Below are 15469 nucleotides of genomic sequence, written 5' to 3'. Positions count from 1 at the left end.
ATGTGTAAGAGCAGCTTAAAACGTAGCGAAAGGAAACTTTTTATTTCTACTGGGTATTAGCTACACAATATCTTCCGAGAAGCTGACGTAATCATTTCCTGGCTTATTCTCATAATTAATAGATACTCGGATAGTTATATATCCCCTTGCTAAGTGAAGTCAGTAATTCTCTATTTAAATTTAGTGGAGAGTTTTTAGCTTATCCCCGCATCAGGGTTTTAAAATCCTGTTGCGGGAGGTAAAAATTTTTTTTAAAAGTAATTACCACTCTACACAGATTTTTCCAAAGTGTGACCCTTTGGCCTGGTGCTCGAAGGCCTTTGCCAGATCAGTAAAGGGGAGGGTTTTATCAATTACCGGATGGATATTATTGGCTTCCAATGCGGCCACATAGTCTTGTTGCTCACAGCGATTTCCCACAACAAGCCCTTGTAAACGGGCTTGTTTACCCATCAGCAGGGCGGTTGGAATTTCACCCTGCCTCCCAGTCAAAACACCAATCAGTGAAATATGCCCACCGACCCTGACTGATTGAATCGATTGTTCCAAGGTGGCAGGGCCGCCTAATTCAATAATATGGTCGACACCTTTTCCATGGGTTAACTCCAATACCTTTTCTGACCACTGGGCATGGGTTCTATAGTTGATACCCTCAGTCGCCCCCAAGGCTTTTGCCCGCTTCAGCTTCTCATCAGATGACGAAGTCACGATCACTTTAGCCCCTAGCATGTTGGCAATTTGAATCACTGCTATTGATACGCCACCGGTGCCGAGGGTTAATATGGTGTCACCTGGCTTCACTTTGCCGTCACTCACCAGGGCTCGCCAGGCAGTGAGGCCGGCTGTAGTGATCGTGGCGGACTCTGCATGGCTCCAGCCTGTAGGTGCGAGGGTAAATGCGTTGGCGCTACGAACAACATACTGAGCAGCCATTCCATCAATACCATCGCCCGGCGTATTGCCGAAGCCCCAGACGTTGTGGCATGCAGGCCCTGCTTGCCACTGGGGAAAGAAACAGGAAACTACAGAATCGCCAACTTTAAATTCACTCACACCTTCTCCAACAGCTTCCACTGTGCCGGCGCCATCTGACATCAGGATGCGGCCGTCTTCCGTGGGTATACTGCCGTTGGCGACAAGCAAGTCATGGTAGTTAAGTGAAGATGCGCCAATAGCAACTCGAATTTGATTTGGGCCTGGCCCCCCTGGGTCTTGCATATCGCTTACAGATATGTGATCCAGTCCACCAGGTGCTTTTAGTGTCAGTGCTTTCATTATTTTCTTCCTTTAATCTTAAGTGCCTCTGTTCTCAGGCCCTCTAGCCAATCTTGGTGGCCGTTAATCATAGGGTTAGGTCGTGTTTTCGCTAATTCAATGGCTGGTAAACCATTCTGTGTTTCCTGGGTGAGGATACGTACTCGGTCGCCGGATAGATCTTCTATTAACCAGGCGTGGTGAACATCTAGACGAGCATCTCCTTCACCAGCCCATCCATGCCAAGCTACTCGCGCGGGCTGCCCTTTGACCGGGGCAAGGTACTCTACACAGCGCGCTTCAACCGGAAAGCCGAAAGTTTCAAATGAAAACCGCGTACCCTCTCTCAATTCAGGCCCCAGCCCATCCTGGAATTGGATATTGGCAGAGTTCGCATAGTAGCGGGGCCATAGCGATGGGGTGTTGAGTAATGGCCATATATCCGCAGTAGATAATCCGGCGACAATTAGCTCATTAGAGCAATAATTATCGGTAAATCCTGGAACAAAGCCCTGAGGCCAAATAATTTCACTCATTGTGATTTTCTCGATTTTGACACCGGCCATTCACTTATTCCCTGCGGGTTTACCGGCATCTCGTTCAATCTTGCAGGTCTACTTCAGGGAGTTCATAAAATTATAATGGCGGATAAATATAAATTTAATTTATAATTTCTTATATAGCCAAATCTTATATCTGATTGATGTTTTGAGTTCCCCCAATAAATTTGATCAGAGGGTTAAAATTACAAAAACCAACAATTGTTTAACTAATTAAAGAGTATTTGGCGTTCTTGTCTGCTTCAAGCTGCTATAAGTATTTAGCAGACATACACCGCTGGTTAACTGGTTATCGCTCATGACGAAGATATTGAATGGGAATAAATTGCTGATGACTCTGATAGTTTGTTTATCAGTAACAAATTTTGCATATTCTGAGAGTTACGACACTGGTAATGAGCGAGACTGGTTGTTAAACGCAGAAAGTGAGAAAGATCGCTTGATTTTGCTGCAAAACTATCTTGGTGGTTTTTCTGCTTCAATGTGGGAAGTGGGATATCGATACAAAAGCATTTTCTTGGCTTTACAGGATGAGAATTTTGATCTTGCCATATACCACTGGGAAAAAATAAAAACTGCTATTAAAAATGGCTATCTCAAGCGCCCCGCACGCAAAGCCAATGCCGATGCTATTTTCTTGGACTTGGTATACGGTAATGTGCTTGGTTCATTTGAGAGTAGAGATATCAAAAAGGCATGGCAGGGATTTTCTAATGGTCGTTCAGCCTGTATGAAATGCCATGCTGCTGAAAAAATTCCATGGATGAATAATCAACCGTTATTTCGCACTACTGTAGCTCCACTGTAGTACAGGTTTTCTTTTATATGATATTCGGTATTGAGCATTTAAAATGCCATGGTATATAAGCTTTTTAGATCGTTAAGATTTTACTTCTTAAAATATCTTTGATAGGCAAATAAGTGTCATTTTATGACAGCCTATATTTATCTTTTCGAATTATGGTTTGGCCGGACTGTACATTTTTATGATGTTAAGATTGTTTTTTGGCAGGGTAATAATCTAACAGGAATTTTAGAAAATTCTTCTATTGAGTGGCTCTAAAAATATTTTTCAGCATAGTTTTTTGAATTTTTTAATTAGTTGTTTGCTATCACTTAACTCCTATGCCGAGCCTCTGGTTGTGACATCTAAGGGGATTCTGGTTCCGGTTCTCTTCGCGCTGTACTTTCCATAGCCTCTAAACTTTCGACTCCTCCTATAATTAGCATTGTAACAGGCGGTGATATTTGAATTGCGGAGCCTTTGGAGTACTCAGGTAAATTGCCTTTGGTTATCCATGATGTGGACAAATTATTATAACTCAAAATAATGTTGACCTTTTACGAATCAGTGAGGAAGCTGATTTATCACTCTCAAATCTGAATTTTGAAGGCCCTGGTTGTTTTCATATTGAGAACAGAGTGGATCTTGCTGAACCTGGTAGGAAAGGTATTTATCTCAAGGTAGGCGAGAGTCAGAAGGGCACTGTAAATATTATTCTTGAAAAAGTTCATGTTAGCGGATCGGCTTATCATGGTATTCACATATCCGACTGTGCTCTTCGTGATAAATGTGGAGGTGGCATGGGTGGCGGTGGTGATGGTTCACCAGCGTCTATATCTGCACATTTGGCGAATGTAAAGATAGAATCTGTCGGGTATGGAGCCTTTGATGGTGATGGTATCTGGATTGATGAACGTGGCGAAGGCAGTATCTATACAACTGTCATTGACTCACTTTTTTCGCGTGTTGGTGCTGACGGTATTGAGCTTGATGAAGGGAATAAGGGAGATGTTACGGCACAAATTATTCGAAGTCGTTTTGTAGATACTGGAAATTATTGTGATCCGACTGTTCTGAAAAAGTGTATTTCCAAGCGGCAAAGCGAGGAAGAGCTAAGAAATTAGCTTTTAAGTTTTGGGGGAATATGGTCCCTCCGTCAGCCGAATTGACTTTCTAAATCACTGATATATGAGTTTGTGTTCATTCCATATGCAATGTGCCTCCAAATACTTGCGATGATATTGAGGGTCTATTCAATTACTAGTATGCGCTATTTATTAGCCCATAAAAATTGAATTCTGTAGGGCTGATATTTAAAAATAGCTTAGGTTTTTTTTAAATTATGCGTAGTTTTTAATTGGTCACCAGAAAAGTGGGCCGAGGATGTAAAGCTAACGAGCGTAAGTATGGATTGTAGTGGGCTGACTGAAGATGTTGGGAAGAGAAGGCGAGTGGAGATTTTTGAGAGGGCTTTGCTGTTTTGTCTGCGGTCAGTTTTGCTTATCTATGGAATATAACCTGGCCACAAGGGACACTATATGGTTTCAATAGGGCCTCAAGATGCGGTGGATAATTTAGCTATCCTATGGGACCAAAAGTTGGCCAAAGCGGACAAGCTTTGATCGCAACAACATGGGGTTCACTGGGGGATTTAAAGGTGGTGGGCCCTCCGGGACTCGAACCCAGGACCTGCCGATTATGAGTCGGATGCTCTAACCAACTGAGCTAAGGGCCCACACTTTGCTTGCGGGGATCGTTGCAAGCGGTTGGGGAAAGTACAAGATTTTTCCTTTCAAATCAATGCCTTTGTGGCAGAGATTTCCTCTCGGCAGCCTTTGCCTGCCAACGTGAACTTTATCGTTTATTTTTTATACGAAATACTTGGCGGTGTATTTTAGTGTCAATGGTAAGGCAGTTGGAATTTACAGCTTTCTATATTAGTACGACCGTATGATTTTAGGGTTTTAACTGGTACTGCCGTTTAGATGGGGCGGGAAGTTAAGCTTCCCGCTTTTCTCTTCGAGCTTTTACACAGGTCGCGGTTAGATTGGCAGCTTGGGAATTACTATGCAGCCCCAGACAATCAGCCATGAAATAAGAGCCACGGCTACGGCGGCGGAGCCTGTGTCCTTGGCAATCTTGGCCAAAGGGTGTTTTTCTGGACCTATGCGGTCCACGGTAGCCTCAATGGCGCTGTTGATTAGCTCAAGGGGCAGTACCACCAAGCTTACGGCGATTAGTATGGCGCGCTCTGCCGGTGTATCTCCGACCCAGATGGCGAGAGGGATAATGAAGATTACGAGGATGATTTCCATACGGAAGGCTTCCTCATTACGCCAGGCGGCGGCGAGGCCTTCGCTCGAATATCTGGCGGCGGCGATCAGTCGAGCAAGGCCTTTTTTGCCCGGCTTATTGGCGACTCCTTCAGACTTTTCCGGTTTGCTGGCGACTTCTTTTTGCATATTACTCTCCTGCCATCCGTAGACCCTTGAGGGTGGTCTTTATTGTGTCACATAAAAAAGCCCGGTCGAAACCGGGCTTTTTAGTTGGCGCTTACTCGTCGAGGAAGCTCCGCAGGTGCTCCGATCGGGACGGGTGTCGCAGCTTACGCAGGGCCTTGGCCTCAATCTGTCGGATACGCTCACGGGTTACATCGAACTGCTTACCCACCTCTTCCAGAGTGTGGTCAGTGTTCATATCAATACCAAAGCGCATACGCAGTACCTTGGCTTCACGCGCGGTCAGGCCGGAGAGCACGGAGCGGGTGGCATCGTGCAGGCCGGTCTGGGTGGCGGTGTCCACTGGGGAGGACTGGTTCTGGTCTTCGATAAAGTCACCCAGGTGTGAGTCTTCGTCATCGCCGATGGGAGTCTCCATGGAGATGGGCTCTTTAGCGATCTTGAGGACTTTGCGTACCTTGTCTTCCGGCATTTCCATACGCTCGCCCAACTCTTCAGGAGTGGGTTCACGCCCCATTTCCTGCAGCATCTGGCGGCTGATACGGTTGAGCTTATTAATAGTCTCAATCATATGCACTGGAATACGGATGGTACGTGCCTGGTCAGCAATGGAGCGGGTGATCGCCTGACGAATCCACCAGGTGGCGTAGGTGGAGAACTTATAACCGCGACGGTATTCGAACTTATCCACAGCCTTCATCAGGCCGATGTTGCCCTCCTGAATCAGATCCAAGAACTGAAGGCCGCGGTTGGTGTACTTTTTGGCGATAGAAATCACCAGGCGAAGGTTGGCTTCCACCATTTCCTTCTTGGCGCGGCGAGAGCGGGCCTCACCAATGGACATACGGCGGTTGATCTCTTTGATCTGGCCTACGTCCAGTCCGGAGCGTTCCTGGCACTGGGCCAGTTTACGCTGGGCGCGTACTATATCGTCCACTACATGGCGCAGGGCGTCGGAGTAGTCGCGCTTCTTTTTGATGATCGCCGGGATCCAATCCTCATTGGTTTCGTTACCGGGGAACTCTTTGATAAAGGTCTTACGCGGCATGCGTGCACGCTTGATGCACAGGTTCATAGTGATGCGCTCTTGTCTGCGCACACTGTCGAGAATATCGCGCACTTCGCCGTAGAGCGGATCGAACTGGCGCGGTGCCAGTTTGAAGTAGCGGAAGACTTCAGCCACGGCTTCGAGGGCTTCGCCTGCTTCCTTGGAGTCGCGTCCGTGGGCGGTAATGGCTTCGTCTGCAACTTTCTGAGCAGTGATTAGCGCATTCATGCGCTCTGCCAGTTCCTCTGGGTCGAGGCCACCGGCGTTTTCCTCTTCTTCCTCTGAGGTACTGTCGTCATCCTCGTCGTCGGCAGATTCGTCATCGCTATCGCTGGTCTCACGGGATTCCGCGGCTTGGCCAGCTTGAGCACCAGGTGGTACATCTTCGGCGGGGTCGAGCCAGCCGGAAATGACATCAGGAACACGGCGCTCTTCTTTTTCGATTAGCGCGTACTCATCAATGATCTGTTGTACTGCACCTGGCCAATAGGCGAGAGCGGCCATCAGCTCACGCAGGCCCTCTTCGATACGCTTGGCAATGGCGATTTCGCCCTCGCGCGTGAGCAGCTCAACGGTGCCCATTTCGCGCATATACATGCGTACCGGATCGGTGGTGCGGCCTACATCGGATTCTACGGCGGCCAGTGCGGCTGCTGCTTCGGCTGCGGCGATCTCGTCAGCGGAGCTGTCGCCTTCAGCCATCAACAACTCTTCGGCATCTGGTGCGCTTTCGAACACCTTGATACCCATGTCGTTGATCATGCCAATAATGTCTTCCACCTGATCGGGGTCGGAAATATCTTCCGGAAGGTGGTCGTTTACCTCCGCGTAAGTGAGATAGCCCTGCTCTTTACCGCGGGCGATCAGTTCCTTAATGCGGGAGGTCTGTTGCTGGGTTTTGTCGGTCATGCACAACCCTGAATTCTGGGGATGAAAATACGGGACAAAGACGCGGGATTATAGCGTATTTGCAATAGCAATAACCACTCTAGCTGTCAAGTAACGGCGTTAGTGCGTAGTTTAGGGTGCTGGGGTTCCCGTTCCCGCCCGGCGGGGTGTGTGAATATAGTGTTGAGCCCACAGTTTTCAAGGGGTTAATGCAGATTAATTGTCTTTTCTGCGCCAGTTGGCCAAAAGCGCCAGCTGTTCTTCCTGGCTGAGCTGGGTGCCACTTTTCAGTTGGGCGAGTAAATCACGCTTACGCTGCTTGTCAGCGGTTTGTTTCAGGCGCTGCAGGCAGTCGCTGAATTCAGTTTGTGGATCGTATTCCAGGTTGCTATTGCCTTGTGCTAACTGGCGAATACTGGAGACCAGCTGGGATGCGGCGAGCTGGGCCAGGGTATCGCAGGATTCGGCACCATGATGGGCGCGCCAATAGCCGAGTAGCTGATTGAGGTTATATTCGGGGCGGTTCCTGAGTAGTTCTACCAGCTGTGCAAAGAGTGCCAGATCGGGATCACTACTTGTCCGGAAGTGCTCCAGGTCCTTTATTTGTGCAGAAAGTTGTGGATGGTGCAGCAGAAGGGCAATAAGCATACGTTCCGGTGGCAGGCGGTATTGCCCGCTGCGTCGCAGGTTACCAGGTTCCTGTGGGGAGGCTTCCGCCAGATAGGGGGCGCGATCTCGTGGCCAGGGCTCTGGCGGAGTGCGATGCTGGGAGTCCTGATTGGGCTCTAGCGGCGCCCTATGTTCTTGTTCGGCTGTTGTTTGTTGAGGTTGGCTGCGCTGTACCTGGGTGTTGCGGGCTTTCTCCGCTTGGATAACCTCCTGCAAAGTCTCTTTGTCGAGACCTGTGCGTGAGGCGAGTTGTTGGAACATCAGTTGGCGGTAAACACCTTCTGGTAGCAAATCCAGTAGAGGAGCGGCGAGTTTGGACAGGCGCGCGCGGCCGTCCATGGTTTGTAGGTTGAGATCCTCGCTGAGCAAATCAAAGAGAAAATCTTCCAGTGGCAGGGCCTGTTCCTCCATTAGCTGCTGAAAGCGCTCTCCGCCCAGCTGGCGCACCAGGGTGTCTGGGTCCTCACCTTCCGGCAGCAACAGGAAGCGAAGGCTGCGGCCATCCTGCATTTGTGGCAGAGCAGACTCAAGGGCACGTCGCGCGGCAGTGCGGCCGGCGCGGTCGCCGTCAAAGCAGAACAGCAGCTCTGTGGTGTGGCGGAAGGCGAGTTGGATATGGTCTTCGCCACAAGCGGTCCCCAGGGTGGCGACGGCGCAACGGATATCGAACTGGGCCAGGGCCACCACATCCATATAGCCCTCTACCACAATCAGGCGTTCAAGGTTGCGATTGGCCTGACGTGCTTCCCACAGGCCGTAGAGTTCACGGCTCTTGTGGAAAATAGGGGTTTCAGGGGAGTTCAGGTACTTGGGTTTCTCATCTCCCAGTACTCGTCCACCGAAGGCGATAGCGCGTCCGCGCTGGTCGCGGATTGGGAAAATAATACGATTGCGGAAACGATCATAATGGTGGCGCGAGTTGGGCTTAGTATTGCCATCGCTATCCTGGCGGCGAATGGCCAGGCCCGCCAGTTCCAGCTGGTCCGCTTTTTCTGGAGTATCGGCCAGTGCGTTGAGCAGGTTATCCCAGCCCGGGGGCGCCAGGCCTATACCGAAGTCGCGGGCAATCTCCCCTGAAAGGCCGCGGTTGCGTAGATAAGCCACGGCATTGCCGGCGGTAGGGTGGCTGCGAAGTTGCTCGCGGTAGTAATCTGCGACTTTCTCTGTGAGTTGGTAGAGGGACTGGCTCTCTTTTTGGCGTTTCTCTTGCCCTGGTGCGAGTTGCTCCCGGGGCACCTCAAGTCCGCGGGTTGCAGCGAGTTTTTCTACCGCCTCAGGGAAGGGGAGGCGGTCGTACTCCATGAGAAAGCCAATGGCGTTGCCGTTGGCGCCGCAACCAAAGCAGTAATAGAACTGCTTGTCTGGACTTACGGTAAAAGATGGAGTTTTCTCATCGTGAAAGGGGCAGCAGGCGGAGTAGTTTTTGCCGGTTTTGCGCAATTTAACCCGGCTGTCCACCAACTCGACAATATCTGCTCTGGCGAGCAGGTCGTCGATAAAATGCTGGGGGATCTTGCTGGGCATAGTGCTTCCCGTGTGAGGATTAGCCCAGTTGGGCTTTTACCAGCTTACTTACTGCGCCCATATCTGCACGGCCCTGTACCTGGGGTTTAACCTGGGCAATAACCTTGCCCATATCAGCCATGCTGCTGGCGCCTGTGTCTTGCACAGCGGAAGAGACGATTTCGTTGATTTCAGCCTCGGTCAGCTGCTTGGGCAGGAACTCCTGGATTACCTCGATCTCAGCCTGCTCCACTGCCGCCAGCTCGGCGCGGCCTGCCTTTTCGTACTGGGCGATGGAATCGCGACGCTGTTTGGTCATCTTGTCCAGCAGGGCGAGGATGCGGGCGTCATCAAGGTCGATGCGCTCGTCGACTTCAACGCGTTTAACTTCGGCATTGATCAGGCGCAGGGTAGCCAGGCGCTCTTTGTCTCGCGCTTTCATTGCGTCTTTGGTGGCCTGGGTCAGGGTTTCCTTGAGAGTGCTCATAACGAGTGTTCCGGGATTGTTGGCAATGAATTTTGGTTTCGGGTGCTTAGAATAGCTTGTCTGCTGGGCGGGGGAAAATGCGTTAGCCCAAACGCAAAACGGCGCGCGAGTATGGCTCGCACGCCGTTCTTTATAGCTCCGCTACGAGCTGAGCCCGTCCGGCCGTCTCGCTGCGACAGGCTTATGCAGCCTGCGGCTCTTAGTAGAGACGCTGGAACTTGCGATTTTCGCGCTGAAGCTTTTTAGCGTGACGCTTAACAGCGGCAGCAGCTTTGCGCTTACGAACAGCGGTGGGCTTCTCGTAGAACTCGCGACGACGTACTTCAGACAGTACGCCTGCTTTTTCACAGGAGCGCTTGAAGCGGCGCAGGGCGATATCGAAAGGTTCGTTGTCTTTAATTCGTACAGAGGGCATTAGGATACCTGTTAAAATTCGTTTCTCTCGGCCATTCCGGCAATGCTCTCGCAGTTGCATCCGGTGGCCGGTTCACAGCGAGGGCGCAAATTCTAAACACTCCCCTACGGGATCGCAACCCCATTTTCAAGTATGATAACGGCCCCTCGAAGCAGTCACGAGTGTGAGATCAAGTGCGCGTCCTCGGTATAGAAACTTCCTGCGATGAAACTGGCGTAGCTATCTACGATTCAGAATCCGGCCTGCTAGGCCATGCCCTGTTCAGCCAAGTGGATCTGCATGCAGATTATGGTGGTGTGGTACCGGAGCTGGCGAGTCGCGATCATGTGCGCAAGCTGCTACCCCTGGTGCGCCAGGTAATGGCCAAGACCAATACCAAGCCCTCTGACCTGGATGGCGTAGCTTATACCGCGGGGCCTGGTTTGGTTGGTGCCCTAATGGTAGGTGCCTGTGCTGGCCGCTCCTTAGCATATGGTTGGGATGTTCCAGCGGTGGCGGTGCATCATATGGAAGGGCATCTATTAGCACCCATGTTGGAGGAAAACCCTCCGGCCTTTCCTTTTGTCGCCTTGCTGGTTTCCGGCGGACACACCCAGCTGGTGGAAGTGCGTGGTCTTGGTGACTACGAACTGATGGGGGGGTCCCTGGATGATGCCGCCGGTGAAGCCTTCGATAAGGCCGCTAAAATGCTCGACCTGGATTACCCCGGCGGCCCGCGTTTGGCTGCCCTGGCGGAGAAAGGTGACTCCAAACGCTTTACCTTCCCGCGCCCCATGACTGATCGGCCAGGGCTGGACTTCAGTTTTTCAGGTCTTAAAACCTTCACTCTGACTACCGTGCGCCAGCACGCCCTCGAAGATGGCTTGCCGGATGAGCAAACCTGCGCGGATATCGCTGCGGCCTTTCAAGAGGCCGTAGTGGATACCCTGGTGATTAAGTGTCGGCGCGCCATTAAGGCCTCCGGTTATAAAACCCTGGTGATTGCCGGTGGGGTTTCCGCAAATAAACAGCTGCGCGAGCGCCTGGAAACAAGTCTGAGCAAGGACGGTGCCAGTGTCTATTATCCGCGCCATGAATTTTGTACCGATAACGGTGCCATGATTGCCTATGCCGGTAGTTTGCGTTTAAAAGTCGGGGAGCAGACTGATTTAGCCGTGGATGTGCGCCCGCGCTGGCCTATGACAGAATTGCCCAAGACCGAACTTTAAAAATCCCAGGAGCAGCCTGGCAGTTAAAAAGAAAAGAGCCAATAAATGGATATTGTTTATATACGGGATTTAAAAGTGAATACCATTATTGGTATTTACGATTGGGAGCGGGAAGTGCGCCAGACCGTCAGCCTCGATCTGGAGATGGCTTTCGATATCAGTGAGGCGGCACGCACAGATAATATCGAGTACACACTTAACTATAAGGCGGTAGCCAAGCGCTTGATTGCCTTTATTGAAAGCAGTGAGTTCCTGTTGGTGGAGACCATGGCGGAGCAGGCTGCGGCAATTGTCAGGGAAGAGTTTTCAGTAAGCTGGCTGCGACTGCGTTTGTCCAAGCCGGGTGCGGTCAGGGGGTCCAGGGATGTGGGTGTCATTATTGAGCGTGGCGAAAGGCCAGCAAAAGGTGCAGCAGCGATGTCTGCGGGAGTGTAAACGTGGCTCAGGTGTATCTCAGCCTCGGCAGTAATATCAATCGCGCGCAACATATTCGCGCGGCTCTGGATGCCCTGGCCGGGCAGTTTGGCGAATTACAGGTGTCCCGGGTCTTCGAGAGTGAGGCGGTGGGTTTCCTGGGCGATAATTTTTACAACTTGGTAGTGGGGCTGCAAACTAACCTGCCGGTAGGGCAGCTGGCTCTTTGTTTGCGCGGTATCGAAGATGCCAATGGCCGCCTGCGCTCCGGACCCAAGTTCAGCGCGCGTACCCTGGATATTGATATTCTCACCTATGATCACCTGACCGGGATTGTCGACGGGGTAAAATTGCCACGGGGTGAGATTGTAAAAAACGCCTTTGTTTTGCAGCCTCTGGCAGAGATAGCACCGGAAGTACCGCACCCTGTTGAGCAAAAGACTTACCGGCAGCTTTGGGATGAGTACGATCAGGCTTCGCAGAAATTGTGGCCGGTAGAATTTATTTGGCCGTGATTCCAAAAAATTTTTAAAAAATGTAGATAAAAAAGCAGCCTTTAGAGGCTGCTTTTTTTGTCAGTAAAAATTAACTCAGGCTCATTAGCGCCTCTTTGGTAAACGGAGTGATTTCCTCCGCACGATCTTCACGTACCTTGGCGAACCAGTGTGGGTCCTGTAGTAGTGCACGGCCAACGGCAATCAGATCGAACTCCTGGTTGTCCATACGGCGGGTCAGTTCGCCTAGATCGGTAGGGTTGGCAGTACCGCCCATGCCCTGGTTGTTGCCGCCGATAAAATCATCGTCGAGGCCGACACTGCCGACGGAAATTACCGGTTTTCCAGTCAGCTCCTTGGTCCAGCCTGCCAGGTTGAGATCAGAGCCCTCGAACTCCGGCACCCAGAAGCGTCTTGAAGAAGCGTGGAAAATATCAACGCCAGCTTCAACCAGCGGTGTCAGGAAGCGTTTCAGTTCTTCCGGGTTTTGCGCCAACTTGGCTTCGTAATCCTGCTGCTTCCATTGGGAGTAGCGCAGCACTATGGCGAAATCTTCGCCTACGGCTTCACGTACCGCTTTGATAATTTCCACTGCAAAGCGGGTGCGATTTTCGATGGAGCCACCGTACTCGTCATCGCGTTGGTTGGTACCTTCCCAGAAAAACTGGTCGATCAGGTAGCCGTGGGCGCCGTGAATCTCTACACCGTCAAACCCAATTTCCTTGGCTGCTTTCGCCGCGTCCGCAAAAGCTTGTACAACTTCCTGGATGTCCTCTTTGCTCATCGCCTGGCCATTGGGCTTGCCAGGTTTGAATAGGCCTGAGGGGGAGTAGCCGGGTACTGATTTATCCGGGCCTATGCCCTCTTTGCGCACGGAACCTACGTGCCACAACTGTGGGATAATCTGGCCACCGGCAGCGTGTACTTCGTCTACCACTTTTTTCCAGCCGGCGAGAGCGGCTTCACCGTAGATTGCCGGTACATTCTCGTAGCCGTTTGCGGCTTTATGATTAACGAAGGTGCCTTCGGTAATAATTAGTCCCACTTCACCTTCAGCTCGGCGGCGGTAATAGCCGGCCACCTGGTCATTGGCTGAATAGCCCGGTGACATAGTGCGGGTCATGGGGGCCATTGCGACCCGGTTGCGCAGCTTTAGGGATTTATGCTCGAAAGGACGCAGTAGGTTGTCCAGGGAACCACTCATATTTCTCTCCTGAATGTCTCGATTCAACACTGGGACTCACTGGTCCCACTAGGTCACAATTAAAACGGTTGCGTTATAAGACCTTATTTTAAGGTTGAGTTCAATATCTGGTTTCGTATTGCAACTCTTTTGCCGGTATACTGGCTAGGGAGCCTCTGAATAACTCCGTAATGCCTCTGCGGGCCTTGAAGGCTGCAGATGTTAGGCGCAGCTCGCCGCGAATGGCCCTAGCCCTTGGCAAGAGCGGCAACGCAGCAGCTGTGGCCTTCAAGGCCCGCCCTTCGGGGCTTGCAGAGCGATTCACACTCCGCGTTGCGACTTCTTGAAAGGTCTAGACATTCCTGTGAAGCCGCGCCTTGATTGTGAACCGCTCTGCATGCCAGAGGTATCACGGAGTTATTCAGAGGCTCCCTATATGTCACGTAAACGCTTTGATGATCTTGATTGCTCCCTGGCTTGCGCCCTGAATGAGGTGGGGGACTGGTGGTCCCTGCTGATAATTAAGCAGGCGATGCTGGGTACCCGTCGTTTTGTGGACTTCCAAAGAAACCTGGGAATCGCCAAGAATATCCTTGTGGATCGGTTATCCCGTCTGGTGGATAACGAGGTGCTGGTGCGCTTTGATGCGGGTGAGCACGGCACACGCTACGAGTACCGCTTAACGGAAAAAGGTCGCGACCTGTTTACGGTGGTAATCGCCCTGCGCCAGTGGAATCTGCGCTGGAATGGCAATAAAGACGGCGTGCATCTGGTCGATAAAAACAGCGGCGAACCTATCCCTGAAATGGTTGTGCAGAATGCCCAAGGGCAAAAACTCAGTATTCGCGATGTATTATTTGTGGATGAAAATGGCCAGCCGCTAGAGCAGGCTGGCTAGCTGGCTTTTTGAGGGGCTCTATCAATCCTGGCTCTTGGACAGCAGTCTGATTATGTCCAGAGCCCTGCCCGGCTCCCAGCGCATAGCAGAGACAACGCCGTGCATGGCCAGTAGGCGCTGGTCTATTTCCCCTTTCTCTTGAAGTTCCTGTAATTTCTCTGCGGCCTCGGTAAAGCCGTGCTTCTCATAAGTGAGTAGTAATTTGACGGTCTGCTCCACCGGGGTGACTTGGCGTGGAACTGGGGTATACCCCATCGCCCTTACCATACTCTCAGCCGCCAGCCAGGTGGACCAGGGGTTTTGTCCGGTAATAAGCTGGCCATCCACGCTGACTTGTTCCAGGTAAGTGGGCCCAGCCTGGAACACCGCGCCTTGCTTACGTAAGCGATCCTCCAGCAGGAATGGAAATCGTTGCTTGGCGTCGGGAATAAGAAAAAGCTCCTCTTCGTTAGTAAAAGCACTAATCTGCCGATCGGCGATCAAGGGCTCGCCATTACCCAGGGTGACATTGGCAAGGGCTGCTGGCCCGTGGCAAACCGCTCCGATAATTTTGCCGCTGCTATAGATTTCCCGCACCAGGGACTGGATATGGGGATTGTCGGGGAAATCGAACATGGTGCCTTTACCGCCGACAAAAAATACGGCCCGATAATCCTCTGCCGATACCTGATCGATAGGAATACTGTTATTGACCTTTTGTTGTGCCTCCGGGTCATTGAGAAAGGCATAGTCGAAAGGCCCAAGGTCATCTTTATCGATCACCGCAGGCGGTTTGCCGCCTCTGGGACTGGCAATATCGACAATAAATCCGTTGGCCGAAAAGATGTAATAGGGGCGTGCCAGTTCCGTTAACTCATAACCAGTGGCCTTGCCACTATCTCCCATCGTTTCAGTACTGGTGACAACAGCTAAGATTTTTCCTCGGCTTTCCCTGGGTAATTGTTGTAAATACGGTAGATCACTGACCGTCGTAGTGGAAAAGTCCTGCTCTTGGGGTGGAATTAGGCCCTTAATCCAAATAATAAAACCAAAAAATACCGACAAAGTCAGTGCCAGGGAAATAACAATTTTCTTCAACATATTAATCTCCAAAATTGCGGTAGCAGACGGAAAATCTTCTAGTGAGTTCGTAGGAGAATAAGGGGTGGAAGGTGAAATTCAGGTGAGATGGTAGTTGCTAAATAGGAAGAAATAATAAACTGCAC

Annotated in this window: 15 protein-coding genes and 1 tRNA gene; 6 read left to right on the top strand and 10 right to left on the bottom strand. The window is 51.1% G+C overall.

The window, feature by feature from the left end:
• Positions 1 to 261: 261 nt before the first annotated feature.
• Complete coding sequence (locus ABWV76_RS20120; protein WP_353377077.1) at positions 262 to 1275, bottom strand: zinc-dependent alcohol dehydrogenase family protein; 1014 nt, start codon at positions 1273 to 1275, stop codon at positions 262 to 264.
• Entirely contained in the window at positions 1275 to 1820 is a 546-nt protein-coding gene (locus ABWV76_RS20115; RefSeq protein ID WP_353377076.1) for an SRPBCC family protein, read from the bottom strand. Before ABWV76_RS20115 ends, ABWV76_RS20120 begins: the two co-directional genes overlap by 1 nt.
• A 292-nt stretch (positions 1821 to 2112) precedes the next feature.
• Here ABWV76_RS20115 and ABWV76_RS20110 point away from each other — a divergent pair, with 292 nt between their 5' ends.
• The gene (locus ABWV76_RS20110) at positions 2113 to 2622 is read left to right on the top strand and encodes a hypothetical protein (RefSeq protein WP_157533303.1); all 510 of its coding nucleotides are present in this window, start codon (positions 2113 to 2115) and stop codon (positions 2620 to 2622) included.
• A gap of 614 nt (positions 2623 to 3236) precedes the next feature.
• A complete protein-coding gene (locus ABWV76_RS20105) occupies positions 3237 to 3722 on the top strand; it encodes a hypothetical protein (protein WP_353377075.1) in 486 nt (161 codons plus the stop codon).
• A gap of 534 nt (positions 3723 to 4256) precedes the next feature.
• Here ABWV76_RS20105 and ABWV76_RS20100 read toward each other — a convergent pair.
• The 6 genes from ABWV76_RS20100 to rpsU all read right to left on the bottom strand — a co-directional run bounded on the left by ABWV76_RS20100 (position 4257) and on the right by rpsU (position 10067).
• A tRNA-Ile gene (locus ABWV76_RS20100) sits at positions 4257 to 4333 on the bottom strand.
• Positions 4334 to 4640: 307 nt separating this feature from the next.
• Entirely contained in the window at positions 4641 to 5060 is a 420-nt protein-coding gene (locus ABWV76_RS20095; protein WP_353377074.1) for a diacylglycerol kinase, read from the bottom strand.
• 91 nt (positions 5061 to 5151) lie between these two features.
• Positions 5152 to 7014, bottom strand: a complete 1863-nt coding sequence (gene rpoD / locus ABWV76_RS20090) for an RNA polymerase sigma factor RpoD (protein ID WP_020411533.1) — start codon at positions 7012 to 7014, stop codon at positions 5152 to 5154.
• A gap of 195 nt (positions 7015 to 7209) precedes the next feature.
• On the bottom strand, positions 7210 to 9186 hold the full coding sequence (gene dnaG / locus ABWV76_RS20085) for a DNA primase (protein WP_353377073.1): 1977 nt from the start codon (positions 9184 to 9186) through the stop codon (positions 7210 to 7212).
• Between the two features lie 19 nt (positions 9187 to 9205).
• Positions 9206 to 9652: a GatB/YqeY domain-containing protein gene (locus ABWV76_RS20080; protein WP_020411531.1), complete on the bottom strand. Its 447-nt coding sequence runs from the start codon at positions 9650 to 9652 to the stop codon at positions 9206 to 9208.
• A gap of 199 nt (positions 9653 to 9851) precedes the next feature.
• Positions 9852 to 10067, bottom strand: coding sequence for a 30S ribosomal protein S21 (gene rpsU, locus ABWV76_RS20075; protein ID WP_020411530.1), 216 nt, complete (start codon positions 10065 to 10067; stop codon positions 9852 to 9854).
• A 173-nt stretch (positions 10068 to 10240) separates the two neighbouring features.
• On the opposite strand from rpsU, the gene tsaD reads away from it, so the two are divergent.
• The 3 genes from tsaD to folK are packed head-to-tail and all read left to right on the top strand — an operon-like array spanning position 10241 to position 12204.
• A complete protein-coding gene (gene tsaD, locus ABWV76_RS20070; RefSeq protein WP_353377072.1) occupies positions 10241 to 11275 on the top strand; it encodes a tRNA (adenosine(37)-N6)-threonylcarbamoyltransferase complex transferase subunit TsaD in 1035 nt (344 codons plus the stop codon).
• Between the two features lie 45 nt (positions 11276 to 11320).
• Complete coding sequence (gene folB / locus ABWV76_RS20065; protein ID WP_020411528.1) at positions 11321 to 11710, top strand: dihydroneopterin aldolase; 390 nt, start codon at positions 11321 to 11323, stop codon at positions 11708 to 11710.
• A gap of 2 nt (positions 11711 to 11712) precedes the next feature.
• Complete coding sequence (folK, locus tag ABWV76_RS20060; protein WP_282951784.1) at positions 11713 to 12204, top strand: 2-amino-4-hydroxy-6-hydroxymethyldihydropteridine diphosphokinase; 492 nt, start codon at positions 11713 to 11715, stop codon at positions 12202 to 12204.
• A 70-nt stretch (positions 12205 to 12274) separates the two neighbouring features.
• Here the strand turns inward: folK and ABWV76_RS20055 are convergent, their stop codons facing one another.
• Complete coding sequence (locus ABWV76_RS20055; protein WP_282951783.1) at positions 12275 to 13387, bottom strand: NADH:flavin oxidoreductase; 1113 nt, start codon at positions 13385 to 13387, stop codon at positions 12275 to 12277.
• Between the two features lie 415 nt (positions 13388 to 13802).
• On the opposite strand from ABWV76_RS20055, the gene ABWV76_RS20050 reads away from it, so the two are divergent.
• Positions 13803 to 14264: a winged helix-turn-helix transcriptional regulator gene (locus ABWV76_RS20050; protein WP_026304897.1), complete on the top strand. Its 462-nt coding sequence runs from the start codon at positions 13803 to 13805 to the stop codon at positions 14262 to 14264.
• Positions 14265 to 14285: 21 nt separating this feature from the next.
• On the opposite strand, the gene ABWV76_RS20045 is transcribed toward ABWV76_RS20050, so the two are convergent.
• Entirely contained in the window at positions 14286 to 15344 is a 1059-nt protein-coding gene (locus ABWV76_RS20045; protein WP_353377071.1) for a type 1 glutamine amidotransferase domain-containing protein, read from the bottom strand.
• Positions 15345 to 15469 lie beyond the last annotated feature (125 nt).

Origin of the sequence: Microbulbifer sp. NBRC 101763 (assembly GCF_040371615.1) — a bacterium.
Taxonomy (GTDB): Bacteria; Pseudomonadota; Gammaproteobacteria; order Pseudomonadales; family Cellvibrionaceae; genus Microbulbifer; species Microbulbifer variabilis.
This window is presented reverse-complemented; position numbering and strand designations above follow the sequence as displayed.